The organism is SAR324 cluster bacterium, from assembly GCA_015232315.1.
Classification (GTDB): domain Bacteria; phylum SAR324; class SAR324; order SAR324; family NAC60-12; genus JADFZZ01.
In genome coordinates this window covers 124,887-143,211 of record JADFZZ010000001.1, presented here as the reverse complement: position 1 = coordinate 143,211, position 18,325 = coordinate 124,887, and the positions used below count along the sequence as shown (strand labels likewise).

At 47.4% G+C, this 18,325-nt stretch carries 14 protein-coding genes; 9 read left to right on the top strand and 5 right to left on the bottom strand.

From position 1 onward, the window contains the following. Nucleotides 1-10: 10 nt before the first annotated feature. From argS to HQM11_00570, 5 genes are all read right to left on the bottom strand, one after another. A complete protein-coding gene (gene argS / locus HQM11_00590) occupies nt 11-1,765 on the bottom strand; it encodes an arginine--tRNA ligase (protein MBF0349494.1) in 1,755 nt (584 codons plus the stop codon). A gap of 88 nt (nt 1,766-1,853) precedes the next feature. Then, on the bottom strand, nt 1,854-2,891 hold the full coding sequence (locus HQM11_00585) for a rod shape-determining protein (protein MBF0349493.1): 1,038 nt from the start codon (nt 2,889-2,891) through the stop codon (nt 1,854-1,856). 183 nt (nt 2,892-3,074) lie between these two features. Then, nucleotides 3,075-3,302 (bottom strand): translation initiation factor IF-1, encoded by a 228-nt coding sequence (gene infA, locus HQM11_00580; GenBank protein MBF0349492.1) that lies wholly within the window; start codon nt 3,300-3,302, stop codon nt 3,075-3,077. Between the two features lie 61 nt (nt 3,303-3,363). After that, nucleotides 3,364-4,185: a hypothetical protein gene (locus HQM11_00575; protein ID MBF0349491.1), complete on the bottom strand. Its 822-nt coding sequence runs from the start codon at nt 4,183-4,185 to the stop codon at nt 3,364-3,366. Nucleotides 4,186-4,200: 15 nt separating this feature from the next. Beyond that, complete coding sequence (locus HQM11_00570) at nt 4,201-6,936, bottom strand: hypothetical protein (GenBank protein ID MBF0349490.1); 2,736 nt, start codon at nt 6,934-6,936, stop codon at nt 4,201-4,203. Between the two features lie 175 nt (nt 6,937-7,111). Between HQM11_00570 and folP the strand changes: the two genes are divergently transcribed. From folP to aroE, 9 genes are all read left to right on the top strand, one after another. Continuing rightward, nucleotides 7,112-7,912, top strand: coding sequence for a dihydropteroate synthase (folP, locus tag HQM11_00565; GenBank protein ID MBF0349489.1), 801 nt, complete (start codon nt 7,112-7,114; stop codon nt 7,910-7,912). A gap of 143 nt (nt 7,913-8,055) precedes the next feature. Next, nucleotides 8,056-8,568: a hypothetical protein gene (locus HQM11_00560; GenBank protein ID MBF0349488.1), complete on the top strand. Its 513-nt coding sequence runs from the start codon at nt 8,056-8,058 to the stop codon at nt 8,566-8,568. A gap of 212 nt (nt 8,569-8,780) precedes the next feature. Continuing rightward, nucleotides 8,781-11,042: a tetratricopeptide repeat protein gene (locus HQM11_00555; protein ID MBF0349487.1), complete on the top strand. Its 2,262-nt coding sequence runs from the start codon at nt 8,781-8,783 to the stop codon at nt 11,040-11,042. A gap of 245 nt (nt 11,043-11,287) precedes the next feature. Beyond that, complete coding sequence (locus HQM11_00550) at nt 11,288-11,803, top strand: redoxin family protein (GenBank protein MBF0349486.1); 516 nt, start codon at nt 11,288-11,290, stop codon at nt 11,801-11,803. A gap of 86 nt (nt 11,804-11,889) precedes the next feature. Then, nucleotides 11,890-14,397, top strand: a complete 2,508-nt coding sequence (locus tag HQM11_00545) for a DUF1566 domain-containing protein (protein MBF0349485.1) — start codon at nt 11,890-11,892, stop codon at nt 14,395-14,397. Nucleotides 14,398-14,714: 317 nt separating this feature from the next. Continuing rightward, nucleotides 14,715-15,758, top strand: coding sequence for an Rpn family recombination-promoting nuclease/putative transposase (locus tag HQM11_00540; protein MBF0349484.1), 1,044 nt, complete (start codon nt 14,715-14,717; stop codon nt 15,756-15,758). Between the two features lie 224 nt (nt 15,759-15,982). Next, the gene (locus HQM11_00535) at nt 15,983-17,143 is read left to right on the top strand and encodes a methionine adenosyltransferase (protein ID MBF0349483.1); all 1,161 of its coding nucleotides are present in this window, start codon (nt 15,983-15,985) and stop codon (nt 17,141-17,143) included. A gap of 54 nt (nt 17,144-17,197) precedes the next feature. Beyond that, nucleotides 17,198-17,467, top strand: coding sequence for an HPr family phosphocarrier protein (locus tag HQM11_00530; GenBank protein MBF0349482.1), 270 nt, complete (start codon nt 17,198-17,200; stop codon nt 17,465-17,467). Between the two features lies 1 nt (nt 17,468). Beyond that, a complete protein-coding gene (aroE, locus tag HQM11_00525) occupies nt 17,469-18,320 on the top strand; it encodes a shikimate dehydrogenase (protein MBF0349481.1) in 852 nt (283 codons plus the stop codon). The last annotated feature ends 5 nt before the right edge of the window (nt 18,321-18,325 follow it).

The window sequence follows — 18,325 nt, the reverse complement described above, 5'->3', positions numbered from 1 at the left end:
TATAAAAATATCACATTCGTTCAGGGGGGGTGATGCCCAATAAAAATAGTCCCTGCTTTAAAATTTCTGCTACAGAGTGAAAAAGCAAGAGTCTTGCTGACTGAATTTCAGAATTTTCCGCAAATTTGATGGAACAGGTGTTGTAAGCCCGACTGAAATCCTTGCACATCTCAAATAAAAATTTGGTGAGTAAGGAGGGCCGGTATTGTGCGCCAACCAGACTGACCATCTGGTTGAAATCATAAATTTTACGAATTAGGGCATGTTCATTAGGATGGGTCAACACGTCAAATGACACATCAGCCGTCAGCTCCACGGGCACCTGACGACGGATGCTACGAACCCGGACATACGCATAGATCAGATACGTTCCGGTATCCCCTTCTGAAACCAGCCAGTCTTCCATGGAAAACACAATCTGCTTGTTTGGATCCTGATTGAGCATTCCATACCGCAAGGCGGCAACGGCGGTCTGACGGGCTGTTTCCTGAATTTCCGCGTCATCCCAATCCCCCGCATGCTGATCCAGGTAATTTTTTCTGATGTAGTCTGTGACCTGTTGGCGTAAATCTGAAAACATGATCACATTGCCTTTACGGGAACTCATTTTTCCTGAGGGGAGTACCACCAGGCCATAAGGCAGATGAAAACAGGATTCAGCCTGGGCGTAGCCCATACGTTTGAGTGTTTCAAACACCTGTTTGAAATGCAGAGTCTGTTCAGATCCCACCACATAAATGGAGTGTTCAATCCTGAATTCATCAAACTTTTTTTGAGCCAGTGCCAGATCTTTGGTGGAATATAACGTATTTCCATCTGTTTTAAGCAACATGAAAAAACCCAGTGAAGCATCCTCCAAATCAAGACCCACAGCCCCCTGAGAGCGAATGAATGTGCCTTTTTCCAGTTCAGCCAGCACCAGTTGTTTGCCGATGTCATCCACATCTGATTCATAAAACACATGATCAAAGTGCGCATCCAGCCAGTGATAAATTTCATTGAAATCATCCAGCGACCATTGACGGGTTTCGGCCCATTTTTTCATCCAGACGGAATCCTTACTTTCCAGAGCCGCCAGAATCCGGCTGATTTCCTGCTGGTATTCTGCTTTTTCCGTATCAGACGCGTCTTCCAGCATCAATGTGGCTTTGGTATACAGCGTCCCCAGCCATTCGCCCTTGAGGGTTTCGGGCGGAGTTTCCTGATTGAATTTTTCATAATACCACAGACATTTGGCAATATGCGTGCCGACATCACCGATATAATTCGCGGCAATCACCTCATAACCATTGTAACGGTAAACCCTGCAAAGGCAGTCGCCAAGAGCTACATTTCGCAGATGTCCTACATGAAATCCCTTGTGGGTGTTGGGTTGAGAATATTCAATCATGACTTTTTTCCGGGATTGTCCGGCATTCTCACGAAAATAGCTCCCGTCATAAACTCTGGGCAGAACTTCAGCGGCCATGCTGGAAAAATTAACCCTGAAATTGAGATAAGGTCCCAACGCGTTGACGTCACAAAACAGGGGCGAATTTTTAACCGCGGGTTCCAGTTTTTCACACAGCATGATCGCGATTTGCGGAGGTGCCTTTCTAAACTTTTTTGCCAGCAGGAAACAGGGAAAACCATAATCCCCCATGGAAGAATCAGGCGGCGTTTCAAGGGAATTTTCCAGAGTTGTCTGATCCCATGTTTCAGAGGGCATCAATTCATGAAACACTTCAGACAGCCATTGCGCAATGGTAGACGTAAATAAATTCATAAGGGATTTATTGGATCAAAGAATTATTGGAAAAAATGAGGGGGAACGTCATGTCACAGGAGAATGTGACATGACCTGAAAAATGATGTTAGTCGAGCGCAATAGAGGATAGCAGATTGATTTCGTCCAGAACCTTGCCGGTTCCCATGGCCACACAACTCAGTGGATCATCCGCATAGGAAACAGGCAGTCCGGTGCGTTCACGAATCAGAATATCCAGTCCGGCAAGCAGGGATCCGCCACCAGCCAGGATAATGCCTTTGTCCACGATGTCTGAGGCCAGTTCCGGAGGTGTGCGTTCCAAAGCGTTGCGAACCGTGTGCACAATGGCATCACACACGTCTGAAAGTGCCTCACGGATTTCAGAATCACTGATCATCAATGTTTTGGGAATCCCGGTCAACAAATCACGTCCTTTGACTTCCATGGTTCGTAACGATTCAAGCGGATAGGCTGAGCCTATTTTCATTTTGATTTCTTCTGAAGTTCGTTCGCCAATGAGCAGATTGTATTTCTGTTTGATGTATTGTTGAATGGTTTCATCCATCTTGTCACCACCGACCCTCGCGGAATCGCTGTAAACAATTCCTGAAAGTGAGATCACGGCCACCTCGGTGGTTCCTCCGCCAATATCCACAATCATGTTGCCGCTGGCTTCGGTGATTGGCAGTCCTGCGCCAATGGCCGCGGCCATAGGTTCTTCAATGAGAAACACTTCCTTGGCACCCGCTGATTTGGCAGATTCCCTGACAGCACGTTTTTCAACCTGAGTGATTCCGGAGGGAACAGCGATGATGATACGTGGTTTGAATTTGAGCAGGCTTCGGCGTTTCTGGACTTCACGGATAAAATACCTGAGCATTTCTTCCGCGATTTCAAAATCAGAAATCACACCGTCTTTCATGGGCCGCACCGCAATGATACTGCCGGGTGTCCGTCCCAGCATCACTTTGGCTTCCTGTCCCACGGCCAATACCTTGAAGTTGCCTTTCATATCCCGTTTGACAGCCACCACTGAAGGTTCCCGGATAATGATTCCGTGTCCTCTCATAAACACCAGGGTATTAGCTGTCCCCAGGTCAATTGCCAGATCCGCCGAGAAGTAATTTACAATGGAATTCAGCATATTCCTGCTCTGAAGAATGTTTAGATATAAAGGAGAATGACCCCTTGCCGTGCACAACCTTATCTGCACATGAAAAAACTATTCCATGTGAATCACCTCGTTGATAAATACTGAGATTTACTGATAAATATTTTTCAGAAACATGATGGAATCAGAACCTGAAGATCTTTCGGCTTGTCATCTTTATGAGGATGGCTGGACTTTCTCACGTTGGACAATTCTTCCACGTGACAGATCATAAGGCGAGAGTTCAACAGTGACAGTATCGCCGGGAAGCACCCTGATTTTATACATTTTCATTTTCCCGGAAAGATGACCAATCACCACATGGTCATTTTCCAGTTTAACTCTAAAAATGCCATTGGATGAATCAACGATGGTGCCTTTCAACTCAATTTTTTCTTCGCTCAAGGTATGCTCCAGATAAGGTTAGAAATCTGTGGGAAAGATTCTATGACAGGGGGAAGTTCTTTCACACAAACAAAACGGCTACACCGTAACAGAAAATAATGTCAAGGAAAAGCCTTAGAATGAGATCATCAAATAATAAAACGGGGGAAATTCCGGAAATTTGCGAAAAAGTCGGAATAAAATCCGCAATCACAAACAACAGACTGGTACAAACCAACGTCACCTTCCAGCGGTTCTGACTGGTGATCATACTCAGAACAGGCATGAAAGCGATCAAAATCGTCAATCCCCTGCACCCGATCAAAATCAGTTGAGACACCAGCGGTAAGTGTGGCGATAAAAAAGATGGCCGTGAGGCTGAGGCCCATTCGTCCCAATAATAAATTCCATAAATCATGAAAAACAAGGCCTGGTAAAACACCACCGCGGCGATTATTTTCAGACTGCCGCTTGTATTAAAAAAAATTGCTTTTAATTGTGACAGCAAAACCTGCCGGGAGATCATCGTTTGAAAAGAGGGAATCAGCAACGGAGACAGCAATGCCGTCACAAGAATGGGCCCCAGATCAAGCATTGCGCTTTGGGACAGCCATTCCTGCACGGGAATATCCGTCAAAAGCAATTCAGGCAGTTTCCCGGGAGTGCCCAGGCCCAAAAGAAGGAGTCCAACGGCGAAGGCGCCTGTGGGGTATTTCCAGTAGATGCGTTGAAGGACAGGGCGCAGGGTATATCCCAGTAAAATCCCCGAGAGGAACAGGAATCGGAAATCCTGATATTCCAGCAAATCAGGCCACAACCAGCGGAGAGCCAAGACTTTCGACAACGCATACCCGGCACCAATAGCCGCCGGAGCCAGCACTGAACCTGAAATGAAACCTGACATAATGATTCCGTTGTTTCAATCCTGGTTCTGCTGAAAATACTTCACGATCCTGTAATTGATTTGATATTCAATTTTGAGACGCTCCCGGAAGATATCCGGTGTGTTGGAGGCATAAGCCAGATATTTCATATGACCGGCATTTTTTTCTGACTGTTTCATCACAGACAAGGCCTTGGTCGGGTCATCTGAAGAAGCCAGCGCCGTCATCATTTTCTGGGTGAACAACACACCGTATGGCGTGGAGGCCCCGTTTTTTATGAGATTTTTCTGAATTTCATGCAGACAGGTCAAATGGGCCTGAACATCATTCCTGTGTTCTGTCATCTGTGGCATTTGGGAGGCTAAGGGTTCATGAATCTGACCCAGCAATTTCAGCATCAGGGAATAATCAATATGGCCGTTGTTCTGTTTCCAGAGTTGTGGCTGTTGTTTCCATTCTATATTTCCGGTCAGACGTTTGAGAAGCATCCAGAACTGAACCATATTCTGCTTTAAAATGGCCACTTCAGTTTCATCCAGTTGCTGAGTATTCTGCAAATAACTGATGAGCGTATTCCTTGTCTGACCGTCTATGTTGAGAACAGCCATATCAAACCATGTAAAAATGGTGATTTGTGGATTCACCTGTGGTGGTGTCATAAAACGCAGAGGTGTTCGTCCCCATTCAACAAACCATGGTTCTTTCTGGGTGGGATTTTGGGACATGACTTCAAATGATTGGGTTTTGACATCATATATTGCCAGCCTCTGCTTGACTGTTTCTGTTGAAATCCGGGATTTCTCCTTATTTTCATCGGTGGCCAGTTGTCTCAGTTTCTCATAATCAACGACCTGTTGCTGAAGCCCATGAATCTCCAGCAGTTCTTTTCGCAGTTTATCCTCATTGTCCATCAAAGCCTGGTACTTTTCGGAATACACCCGGCCAATCACAGAATCCTTCAGCGCTTTAACCACCAGCGGCCATTCCTTACCTGAAAGCAGTTTATGCATATCATCAGCGGTAAGTGCCTGAACCGTCTGACCTTTCTTGATAGCCAACCAACGTTTGGATTCTTCCAGAAACTCCATCAGCATTTTTCTGTATTCAAATCTGAACAGAATTTGTGGATAGCGTGCTTCCAGTTCATCATTTATTTCAACCAGCGCGGCATTAAAATCATAGAACCTCAACTGATTTTTAGAGTCATACATCTTGATTCGTTTGCGCCGGATCTTGTTTCTAATTACCAGATCCTGAGTGAAATCGCTCAAGGCCTTGATTTGTTTCAGGCAAACATCCAACTCCCGTGAATCCATTTGCAGTGATCCCGCAAGATACCCTAGAATATCCCGGTAGGTTTTAGGCTGAAGGTCCAGAATAAACAGATGAATGAGCGAGAATGTGTGGTAAGATGGACGCCCGAATTCAATCATGATGTAGCAGAAGGGAAGGCTGGCAAGATCAAACAGCATTTTTTTATCATCTCCCGCACCGGCTTTGTGGAACACTTCAAAAATCTGCCCGGGAGTCAGCCATTCCTGCGGTTTGTGCAGCAATTCGTCTGAAGGTGCCTCAATCTTGTGATCCGCAAGAGAAAGATGTTCCTGAAAAAACAACGGTTCATAAATTTCCTTGCGGACCATTCCCCCATTCTTGACAGAATGATAATCCACAATCTGACGCAGGCTTTCAGCGACCATTTTATAATAAACCGGAATCACTCCATCATTTTGCTGATAATGCTTTTTGATCGACGCAAACAATTTGAGTGGATACAAACGGGTGCGATCATAGACCATTTGCAGAATCTGATTACGGTCCACGGGGTGAATCGAACCCAGAAAAACCAGAACATGATCGACATCCTGCTTTTGTAATTCTGTGAATTGCTGCAAAAAAACTTTTTGCGGATTCATAAAATGAATTTCCTGATACTCCGCATAAAAACCGTCTTCTTTCAACTGTTCAGGATCCATGTCCATGATCGGAATCAGATCTGTCAGCATTTCCAGAATCTCTGGCGCTATTGTTTGACCTGAACGTGCCGCAATAAACAGGGTTCGGCTCAATATCAGATAAAGACGTCGGAGATCATTCACATAAATGGATTTTTTATCATTGAGAATATGATCCAGGGCTTCCGCGGCCAGAAAATGGACTGATTTGACAAATTTGTCCTTGTAAGCATCAAACCGCGCGGGTTGAAGCAAGGTCAGGTGAATGACCTTGTCAAACTGGTCATAGTTGATCACAAACTGGGTAAATCGAAACAACCAGCGTGCGATACGATTGGTGATGTAAAGATGCACGAAACGATTGTGCCTGTTCCGGAACTCCAGCAGATCAAACACCAGATCAAAGGCCAACAACGGATTGGTGATAAACAGGAGAGTATCCACTTCCAGAGGAATTTGCTGAAACGACAGATTCTCAATGTTTTTTACATTGAGTTTGTGCTGAATTAAAAAATTGAACAGGGGCGGGTTTGCCATTCTCGCAAGAATCAGCGTCATCATGTTGAGTCTGTTGGCAATGCCATCTTCCGCGTCAATGGACAACACATCCCGCATTTCTTCAGTCAGTTCCTCATTATGTTCACGTTGCAGGTGCTCAGCCTGTTCCAGAATGTGCAGTCGTGTTTCCACCAGAAACTCATTGAACGTGTCATATTCCTGATAGAACTTTTTTGAGTTTGCCTGCAAAAACTTGTCAATTCGTGCGAATTGACGAAGCATTTGTTCCTGACGTTCTTTTTTGCTAACTTCAGCCATAGATGATCAACGGTGTGATGGTTCTCAAGAAATCTTCCCCGGATATTTCAAAACCTGATGTTCAAAATGTATTCCTTTTTCATGTGCCTGACAGATTATGGATATATTCCCCATTGAATCCATACGACAGATTACTTCCGGTCGCAAAACAATTTCACTGGAAAAACCCCGATTGATGGGGATTTTAAATGTCACCCCTGATTCTTTTTCTGATGGTGGAAAATATTTCCAGCAGGATCATGCGTTCCAGCAGGGACTTTCCATGTGTCAGGATGGAACGGACTGTATTGATATCGGTGGCGAATCCTCCGGTCCCGGTAGTCTGGATGTGAGCGAAACTGAGGAAACACTGCGTGTCCTTCCTGTCGTTGAAGCACTCAGAGCCCAAAGTGATGTCTGGATTTCTGTTGACACCTGGAAATCGGGCGTTGCCCGCAAAACGATTGAAGCTGGCGCCGACATGATCAACGATGTCACCGCGCTCCGGGGTGATCCACACCTGGTGGAAGTTCTTGTGGAAACAGGAGCCCCTGTGGTGTTGATGTATTCCAAGGACACTTCTGCCAGAACTTCGACAGAATCAAAGGAATACACGGATGTTATGGGAACGGTAAAGGCTTTTTTTGAAGAACGAATCCTCTGGGCTGAAAAACAGGGCCTTCGACAAGAGGCTATCATTCTTGATCCGGGCATGGGATTTTTTATCAGCGGCAATCCTCAATACAGCTTTGAGATCCTGCGACGTCTGGACGAACTGGTCGCCTGGGGGTTTCCAGTGCTGATCGGTCCTTCACGGAAATCCTTTTTATCACGCATCCGTCCAGGCAGGGTTCTCAATGTTCAGGAACGGGAGATTCCGGGACTGGCAGCGGCCTGCACAGGATTGCATCAGGGTGCCTCATGGATTCGCATGCATCACACCGCAGAAGCACGATTGTTGATTGATACTTTCTGTTCCATTCATTCTAAAACATAGAAATGGCAAAAAAATTGTAAAAGAATGCATATCTGAATAAAAATCTGTTCATTGCTTTCTGAATCTGAAGGTTATGTTAAACACGCCGGCATCTCATGCATACTGAAAAAAACACATCAATCCCTGCTCCTGCTGAAAAAAAAATGTTGAAATTGGTTTCAACTGTGATTCTGTTGTTGCTGTTATGCGCTTCAACCGTCTATGGAGCGCATCCGATGCGGTCCCAATACCAAAACCTGGATGAAAAAGAAATTAAGCTGAATCAGGTCGTAAAAACCCCTGTTCTGATTGTGCTGGCACCAATAAAAGACACGATTCCACTGGCGGCTGAGCTATACAAGAAACTGTTCGTCCGATTTCCTGAAAAAGCATTCATGGTCATTTCCCCGGGAATATCCCGATTTCTGCCCAATGCCATGGCCATGTCCATGATTGATGTAAAAATTCCAAAGGAAATGAAGGCGCGCGTCCTGATTGACTGGGATAAACTGTTCGCGAACAAATATTATGCGACAGAAACAACGAAACCGCTGATCATGCTCATCACACCGGAAGGAACTGTCCTGGGGAGATATCGATTTCAGTCGGTCGATACGGCGTATGACATGGCTATTAATGTTTTCGGAGATGAACTTGGGCCCTTCCCTGAGCGCTGAACGGTTCTTGAATAAGAATAGGTGTGATCAATCTTAAGGAACATTCGAAAAATAACTTCCATAACTTTTCAAAAAACATCTCCTGCCGTGCATGCGTAGAGACGCGCGATTCGCACGTCTCTACAGACCTGGGCAAGGGCTGTGTGTTAAAAAACTTTGGGCCGTTATTCTTTTGTCGTTCCTAAACAATCTGACATCAATGGAGGATATCAATGGATGTGTTGAGTTATGAAAATTTGCTGAAACACCTGGACTCTCCCTATATCAGGATTCAGATGTGGGCCGCCTACCATCTGACTGAACACTGGGGGAAAGACTGTGAAAAATTTGCCCGTAAATTCATTGAATCGGACACGGATGAAATCAAGGAATCCGGCATTTACCTGATTGGACAATACCAGATCCAGGAATTGGGATTTCCACTGTTTCGAATTTTCAACCAATCCTCAGGAACCCTGAAAATCGCCAGCGCAACGGCTCTGGCAGAACTGCATTATGAAAATGCTGAACCCGCCTTGATGAAGTGGACCGAAGAGCTGTTGCAGGCCAACGAATTCAATATACCGGAACTCCAGAGTGCCGCGCAAAGCATGCTGTTATTTGACAACATCAAGTACTGGACAGCGTTGGCTCAGATCCTGACAGATCATTATGAAAGCCATGTCAAATCACTGGCCTTGTTTGGTGTCTTGTCCGAAGCCTTAACCACACCGGCTCAAATTGAAGAATTAATCCGGCATTACACGCATTATCGCAAAAATTTTGCTGATCCCCTGTTTCTGCAACACCTGACAGAAATATTTGAAGGAGATGAGGTCATTGATTATATTTCAGTCCGCATGGGCTATGGCTATTCTCTTCGAATGATGTATCAGGAATGCGCCAATGTGTTAGGTGTTCATCTGGAGACCTCCTGCCTTGATTTGCTGGATCAGCTTGACGCAACCCGTCAAAATCGTGCCATTGAGCAGATACCAGCATTGATGCAGTCTCTCTTCAGCCAGTTTCCTCAAACAGAAAATGAATCACTGGAATCCGCCTGTGTTCGTGCGTTTGGTGCTATTGTGATTCCCTGCTGGGAAGACACGATTCTCAAAATTCAGGATCGTGAGCTTAATTTTATCATGTCTCTGCCCTTGCTTCATCTGATCAAGCAAGTGGAACAGCAATGCATGGCGTCCCCTGAACAACACACAGCAACCATATCCCGGCTTTACCATTCCGCAATCCTCAGAAATGGTTTCATGGTTCAGGTCATAGAACTATTTTCAGATCTTTCTTTTGATCATGTAACCTCGCCTCCGCTGTCAGGAACGTTCTCTCATGACACCGCCAGAGACGCCTTATGGAAATTGATCACCAGGCAACTCGATCAAGTGGAGTACCCCTTCCCGCAGGTTCTTCCGAAACCGTGGAAGCACAATTTGACATTTTTATTGCCCAAACTTTCAGAAATTTATAAAACGAGGCTGGAAAACTATATCCTGACTGGACAGCATGACCAGGTGGATTACGCGCTGGAATTATTCGCGAGATTGCCTGATGAGGAATCGCTTCAGATCATGCTCAAGCATTTCACGGTATTGATCAATCAGCATTTTCATCTGTTTTTTGAACTCATGGAATACTATCCTGATCAATCATTCCTCCCCAAATTGCTCCAGCATTATCGTGAGGACGAATCGGAACTCGCCCAGTTGATTGAATTGCTGTGTCTGATTCACAACATCCCCAATCCCTTGAATGACCATCATCCACTGATTTCAACGACGGAAGGAGGCACACTGCCTCATGTGAGAATTTTATGCCCGGAATGTCATGCCTCCTACCGTTATCCTATTTCTGTTCTGTATTATGATCAGGAAATGATTGAACAGCGCCGTGTGTTTGATAACATCCACATATGGACTCCTGATCAGTTGAACTGTAAAAACTGCCAGGCATCCTTACCCTTTCGGGTTGATAAAGAATTTTTATCAAATTTATACGCGGAAACGCTGACAGCTCAATTACTCAAAATTTCTGAAGCTGAGGCCAAAGCCATGGAACCGTTCAAACCACTGCGATTTCCCTTATACTTTGGTAAAAAAACCAATCCAGGAGTGTTTTTTAAAAAAATGGAAGCCGACATCAAAGCCGATCGACTGTCGAAAGAGGAAACGACCCAGCTCTTGCTGGAAACCGGCAGGCTATACCTTGCACTGGATCGATTGAATGAAGCCCAGGAAACATTCACCCGTTGCCTTGAATTAAGTAGCAATCACCCTGTAGCCCTGTTCCATCTGGGTGTCATTGCCTTTCGCAAAAAAAATCTGCATGACGCCCGCATGCACTTTTCAAGACTGGTCAGCATTTCCACCGCGACAGATTTCGATGAACATGAAGAAAATCTTTACATGCTGGCCAGTCATTACCTTGAAATCCTGAACCGTCGTGAGTTCAAACGCGCCAGCTTTCAACTGATCCGGAGTTGAACAGCCAAAATTCCATTACGCCCTGATGGATCTGTCCCACCTTCCGGTTTTGAAGATCAGCCTTCCGCTTTCAATAAAATCATAAAAACCTCTTGACAACCATGGTTGCGTTTGAAAGGTTTAGGCTAAATTCATCTTTCTTTTCCGAAAAATAACCAATCCCGCTCTTCTTAACCTCTTGTTTCAAGGCCACCCTGATGAACCTGAAAGCCTTCTTGTTAGCGTGCCTGCTCGTCCAGTGCCTTATGTCACCTACGCTTTACGCGGAAGACCTGGTGGGCAGGGAGGCTCCTGACTTATCCGGGGAATTAGCGCCGGAACCCGGAAAACTCAAAGTGAGTGATTTGCTGGAAGAACTCAAATTTGTGGAACAGGGCGACAAGTACCTTGCCCTGAGACAACGCAATGTGGTGGTGCTCAATTTTTTCGCGACCTGGTGCGTTCCCTGTATTCGGGAGATTCCCGCCTTCAACCGGCTGGCTCAAAGCATGAAAGACCAGCCTGTGAAGTTCCTGTATGTGAATGTGGATCAGGAAATCACTCAGGCTACTGTCAAAAAAATGATCGCCAAATACAATCTGAGGGTTCCTGTGTTGTTGCCGCAACGGGAATACGCGGTCGAAGCCTATGGAGCCGATGCCCTGCCCCGAATCGTGATGATTGACCGTGCCGGGAAAATCGCGGAGGTCATCACCGGCTTTGAGGACCATCTTGAAGAAAAGCTCAAAACCCGAATCTCGGAATTATTGAAGAATCCTTGAACATAAACCTCTGTTCTTTAACCTCTGACCTCAGTACGGGCGAAACATCTTTCGCCCCTACGTTAACCTCGAACCGGAAACCCTCCATGAAACCTCTACTTTCCCTGCTTCTGCTGCTGTTCATCACGTTGCCAGTTCACGCCAACACCATGAAAGAGGCCTCGGAGGAACTCGCTCGTCAGCTTACTACCAAACTCAAAACCGATACCAAGGAAGATCTGGTGGTGAATGTGTATCACTACCTGACCAAAAAAGAGGACAGCAAGGCAGGCGATATTTCAGGAGAACTGTTCATCGCTCTGCGTAACCAGTTTCGCAACGCCAGGCTCATGGACGCTCGTGACGCGGGAATCGCCGGGACTTCGTACAATGTGCTGTGGCTGGATGTGGCGTATGAACCCAAGGGCAAAATGATTGTCCTCCAGACCAGAGTACTCCAGGGCCTGGATAAAAAAATCATCATACAGATGAAAGCGGAGTATGAAACCGATACCCAGCAAACCATGCTGATGGGGGTGTTTGATATTGATTCCACAGAATGGACACCAGCTCAGAAAACCGCTTATAGCCGGGTGTTCCGTTCCGCGCTGAGCAATCAGGGGTTTAAGCTCTCCAGCACGGCGGATACCGACCAGAAGAAGATCGAGTCTCTGAAGGAAGTGGGATGCACCCTGGATAAATGCGCCATCGAGGTCGGCAAGGAAAACAAGATGACGCATGTCGTCGCGACCCAGCGCCTGAAACTGGGAGAGAAAAAATACCAGTTTTCAGCCACCCTGCATGATATTGAAAAAGGTAGCAGTACCACCGAGTTTGTGGAGCACGATGGAAATCCGGACACGATCAATCCGCGTCTGGAAGAACTGGCGGCTTTGCTGGCGGGAAAGAAAACAGGAAGCGGCAGAGCGGCGTTTGTGAGCGTGGGACCCGTCAGCGCAGGGGTGAGCGGAGTGGAGTTGATCACCCCTCAGGTGAGTGGAAACACCGCTTCTTCCATGGCGATCCTGGTCATCACCAGTATTCCGTCAGCGGCGGAAGTGTTTCTGGGCAACGCCAAAGCGGGCAAAACCCCGTATCAGAAAACCGGACTGCAAGCGGGTCAAACCTTGCGGGTCACACTGAAAAAACCGGACTACCATGACAAAACCCTGGAACTGCCTCTCAGTGGCGGCACCAACAAATTCACCAACCTCAAACTGATCCCCCGCTTCGGCAGTCTGCAAATCACCAGCGATCCCCCGGGAGCCGAAGTTTATCTGGCGGATGAGAAAGTGGGAGAAACCCCTTACAGCAACGACCATGTCCTGTCCGGAACCTACCTGATGAGCCTCAGAAAACCCCTGTATCTGCCGCTTGAAAACCAGAGTGTTGAAATCAGGGATGGCGGAACCCTGCCCTTGAAGCTGAAACTGGAACCCAATTTCGGCGAAACCCTGGTGGAAAGCCTTCCTGCCGGAGCCGCGATCAAGGTTTACCCCCACCCGGCCTCCCCCGTGAACAGGGGAGGAGAAGAATCCCCGCTTCTGACAGAAACCAGCCCGGCGACCCTGAAACTGGAACCGGGAGAGTACCGCCTGCTTCTGGAAAAAACGGGTTATGCCTCGCTGGAATTCAAACTCAATGTCGCCCGCGGACAACAACAAACGATCCGCGGAACGACAGCCACCCTCCGGAAACTGGAAGGCACCGTAACGATCACGGCCACCCCCTTTGAAGATGGAACCAGAATCCTTGTGGATGGGCAGGACATGGGAGAAGCCCCCGCTGTGCTGAAACTGTCCGCCGGGTCTCATGAAATCACCGTCCGTTCCGCGGACAAGGAAGGCACGCAAACTCTCACGGTCAAAGATCAACAAAGTCTGGAAATCGAAATCAGGATGGAGGAAGGACTCAAGATGGCTGGAGGTCTGGTGTGGCAGACAGACGATGGCGGCGCACTAACCTGGAACGATGCCGTGAGTTATTGCGACAGCCTTTCCGCGAGCGGTCAGACGGACTGGCGCTTGCCGACGCCTGAAGAACTGCTGACCCTTGTGGATTACGGGAAATACAACCCGGCGACGAGTTTCCCTAATATGAAGTCTTCGTTCTATTGGTCTTCGTCGTCGCCCGCCTACGATTCGGGCAGAGCATGGACCGTGTACTTCAGCTACGGCAACTTGAACAGCAGCAGTAAGTCCGTTACCTACTATGTCCGGTGCGTTCGTGGAGGCGGTGAATCGGTGCTTCGGCGCTTTGATTATTTGGAGCGGGGCCAGACCGTTGTTGACCGTCAAACCGGGCTGGAGTGGCAGAAGGCGGATGGGGGAGAGAAAACCTGGAATGCCGCTGTGAGTTATTGTGAGGGTCTGCGTCTGGGCGGCTATGAAGACTGGCGTTTACCCGCGGTGAAAGAACTGGAATTTCTGCTTGACCGAAAACGGTTTAAACCGGCGACGAGTTTCCCTAATATGAAGTCCTCGAACTATTGGTCTTCGACGTCGTCCGCCGGCCATTCGAGCTACGCGTGGGACGTGAGCTTCCTCGACGGCAGCGTGGTCAGCGTCAATAAGTACGATACCTCCTATGTCCGGTGCGTTCGTGGAGGCGGGTGAGTCGGTGCTTTGGCGCTTTGGTTATTTGTTCCACGGGTTGTTGAATGGCACGGTTTGATGTTAGTGAGGGAAACGGGTTGTTGAGATCGGAGCACCGCCCGTCAGGGCGGTTTAAAAAATCAGGAAAAATCCGGCACCTTTCAAAAGTAGCTGACACTTTGCTGTCGTTCCCGCGCAGACTGGAATCCAGTCCATCTCATGAGAACTTAACAGCCCTGCCCGCAAATCCCGCTTTACTCTCAGGAATAGGCGGGTTACAAGTCCGGCCTTATTATGATCTCGTCCAGCGTTCACCCACCATGTAAGAATCTTGCGTTATGGCCAAAAAACAGGGCAATCCCCACAATGATTTTTTCCTCACGCAGTTCAGCAGTCTGAATTTCGCGCAGGAATTTTTCCGCCACAATCTGCCCGCCGAAGTGGCGGCCCTGATGGATTGGAGCACCTTGAAACTGGTGTCTGGGGAATTCGTGGACAAAACCCTTAAAAACCGCCGGACTGATATTTTGTATGAGGTGACTCTGGCGGAAGATCAAACCGGCTGGATTCTGTTGCATCTGGAACATCAACGCCAACCCGATGCCGACATGCCGTTCCGGATTCTGGAGTACATGGTCGGTTGCTGGAAAAACTTCCGCAAACAGAAGCCGGACAGTCCTCTTCCGCCCGTGTTTCCGATGGTCGTGTATCAGGGACACGCTGGCTGGAATACGCCCTTGAGTTTTCATGAGTATTTTCAGGTTCACCCCGCGCTCAAAGCCTATGTTCCGCAATTCCACTACGCCCTGCTGGATCTGTCCCACATTCCGGATGAAGCCATCCGGGGCGATGTGCTGGTCAAAACCGCGATGCTGATGATGAAACACATTGATGACCATGATTTGCCACGGTTTCTATTCGGCACGCTGTTTCCCATGTTGTGGGACTATTCCCGTAGCAAAACCGGACTGGAATATCTGGAAACGTTGTTGTATTATCTGTTCAAAGCCTCTCCGAATCTGGAGAAGGATTCATTCATTGAAGAATTTCACAAACTCCCGAACCCGGAATTATTAGAGGAGGTCGTTATGCCCACCATGGCCCAGCAATGGATTGATGAAGGATTTGAAAGAGGAAGAGCCGAAGGCATTGAGAAAGGCATTGAGAAAGGCATTGAGAAAGGCATTGAGAAAGGCATTGAGAAAGGCATTGAGAAAGGACTTCGCAGAACGGTAGAAAAACAATTGCGGATCAAATTCCGTGAAATTCCAGCAATCTACCTGACTCAACTGAGTACGTTGTCTTTCGCCCAACTGGAAACGCTGGCAGAGCGTATTCTGACCGCTCAAAGTCTCGAAGAATTGTTCCGGTTTGAGGCGTAATCATTCCGGTTTCCGGGATTTCCGGAGGCCACAAGGTTCGCTCACAACAGGGATTATAACAAGCTGTCTGAGCATCTGTAAACCTGAACAATATGCCCGTATTATTAACTTGTGCCTTACACTGCATTTGATAGGAACATTCGCTTGAAATTGGCTGTTCCAGTAGTGGAATTTATTTGAAACTATCTTCAAAGCCGGTCTTTTCCTAATTATTTTAAGGAGCAATTGTTATGGCAGAAATGTTGTTTACTTCCGAAAGTGTGACTGAAGGGCATCCCGATAAAATCTGTGATCAAATATCAGATGGTGTGCTGGATGCGATGTTGAAGCAGGACCCGAAAAGTCGTGTAGCCTGTGAGACACTCGTCACGACAGGGCTCACTGTGGTTGCGGGTGAAGTCACCACCAGAGCCCAGGTAGACATTCAGGAAATTGTCCGTTCCACCATCAAGGACATCGGATATACCAGTTCAGAAATGGGTTTTGACAGTTTTAGCTGTGGTGTGCTCGTCAGTCTTGGCAAGCAGTCCCCTGATATTGCCCAAGGTGTCAATGAAGGCGAACAAAAGGAACAGGGTGCCGGCGATCAGGGCTTGATGTTCGGGTACGCCTGCAACGAAACCCCTGAACTCATGCCTCTGCCAATTTCAATGGCTCACAAACTTGCGCTGAGACTTTCTCAACTCCGCAAAGATGGAACCCTGCCTTACCTGCGACCTGATGGAAAATCCCAGGTCACCGTCAAATATGTCGATGGATTGCCTGTGGAAGTCACCGCTGTGGTCATCAGCACCCAGCATTCTCCAGATGTGTCACAGGAACAAATCAGCAAAGATGTGAGCGAAAAGATCATCCGATCCGTCATTCCTTCCCAATTTCTGGTCAAACCCAAATTTCACATCAATCCAACTGGACGTTTTGTTGTCGGTGGTCCACAGGGTGATGCGGGACTGACCGGACGAAAAATTATTGTTGATACTTATGGTGGAATGGGACGTCATGGTGGAGGTGCTTTTTCTGGAAAAGATCCTTCCAAAGTTGACCGCTCAGCCGCTTATGCCGCTCGTTATGTTGCCAAGAATGTTGTCGCGGCGGGTCTTGCGGAGCGCTGTGAAGTTCAACTGGCCTATGCGATTGGTGTGGCTGAACCTGTTTCTGTCTCAGTCAACACGTTTGGTACTTCAAAAATTGATGAAGGAAAAATCGCAAAACTGATTCAGGATACTTTTGATTTACGCCCCGCTGGCATTATCAAAACACTGGATCTGTTGCGACCCATTTATCAGAAAACCGCGGCTTACGGTCATTTTGGCCGGGAATTGCCGGAGTTCACATGGGAACGCACTGACAAGGCGGATTCCCTCAGAACTCAAGCTGGTCTGTAGTCCTCCTGAGTCTTGCCTTCGTGCAAGACTCATTGTTTCGCCAAGGAAACGATCATGAGAACAGAGCATGTCACGATCATAAATCGCCTGGGTTTACACGCCCGGGCCGCCGCCCAGCTCCTTAAACTGGCTAACCAGTTCAAGTCTGGCATCTCTTTGATCAAAGGCACTCAAAAAGCCAACGCAAAGACCATCATGGAACTTCTGATGCTGGCCGCAACCAAGGGAACCTCCCTGACCATCACCGCGGAAGGCGCCGATGAAGATGCCGCTGTTGAGGCCATTGTTGAACTCATCAATAACAAGTTCAACGAACTGGAGTAGTATGCCCGGTTCCCTCAATGGAAACACCCGACTCTATGGCATTATCGGGAATCCTGTCCAGCACACATTTTCCCCTGCCATGCACAATGGTGCTTTTTCAGCACTGAATCTTAATGCCATTTATGTTGCTTTTCCCGTTTTGCCAGAACTACTGGAATCAGCCGTCAAAGGACTGAAAGCGCTCAACATTGCCGGAATCAACGTCACAGTGCCCTACAAAACAGCCATCATACCATTTCTGGACGACATCACACCACTGGCTCAAAGCATTGGTGCTGTGAATACGGTGATCCATCACAATGGATGTTTGACAGGGACCAACACCGATGGGCCCGGATTTGTTCGATCTCTACAGAAAATTTCCTTTGATCCTGCTCAAAAAACCATTGGAATCCTTGGGGCTGGAGGATCTGCCAGAGCTATTTTGGCAACCCTCGCTAAAAACGGTGCAAAGCATCTGCTGTTAAACAATCGGACTCATGCCAGAGCTGAAGCGCTTGTTGCGGAATTCCAGCCTCTTTTCCCACACATCCCCCTGGAAGCCGTTTCTCTGGAAGCACTCTACCCGCAGGAACTGGACCTTCTGATCAACACCACGTCTGCCGGCATGAAAGAACCGATAGCCCCTGTTGATCTGAAACGTTTCTCAACCATCCGGAATGTAGTGGATATTATCTACAATCCCCCTGAAACAAAATTTTTGGAACAGGCCCGACAACTGGGAATTCCAGCGATGAATGGACTCGGAATGCTGTTATTCCAGGGATGTGAAGCCTTTGAATTCTGGACAGGACAGAAAGCGCCTGAAGAAGTGATGAAAACTGAATTACTGAAACAAATCTCCACAAAATAAGCGCA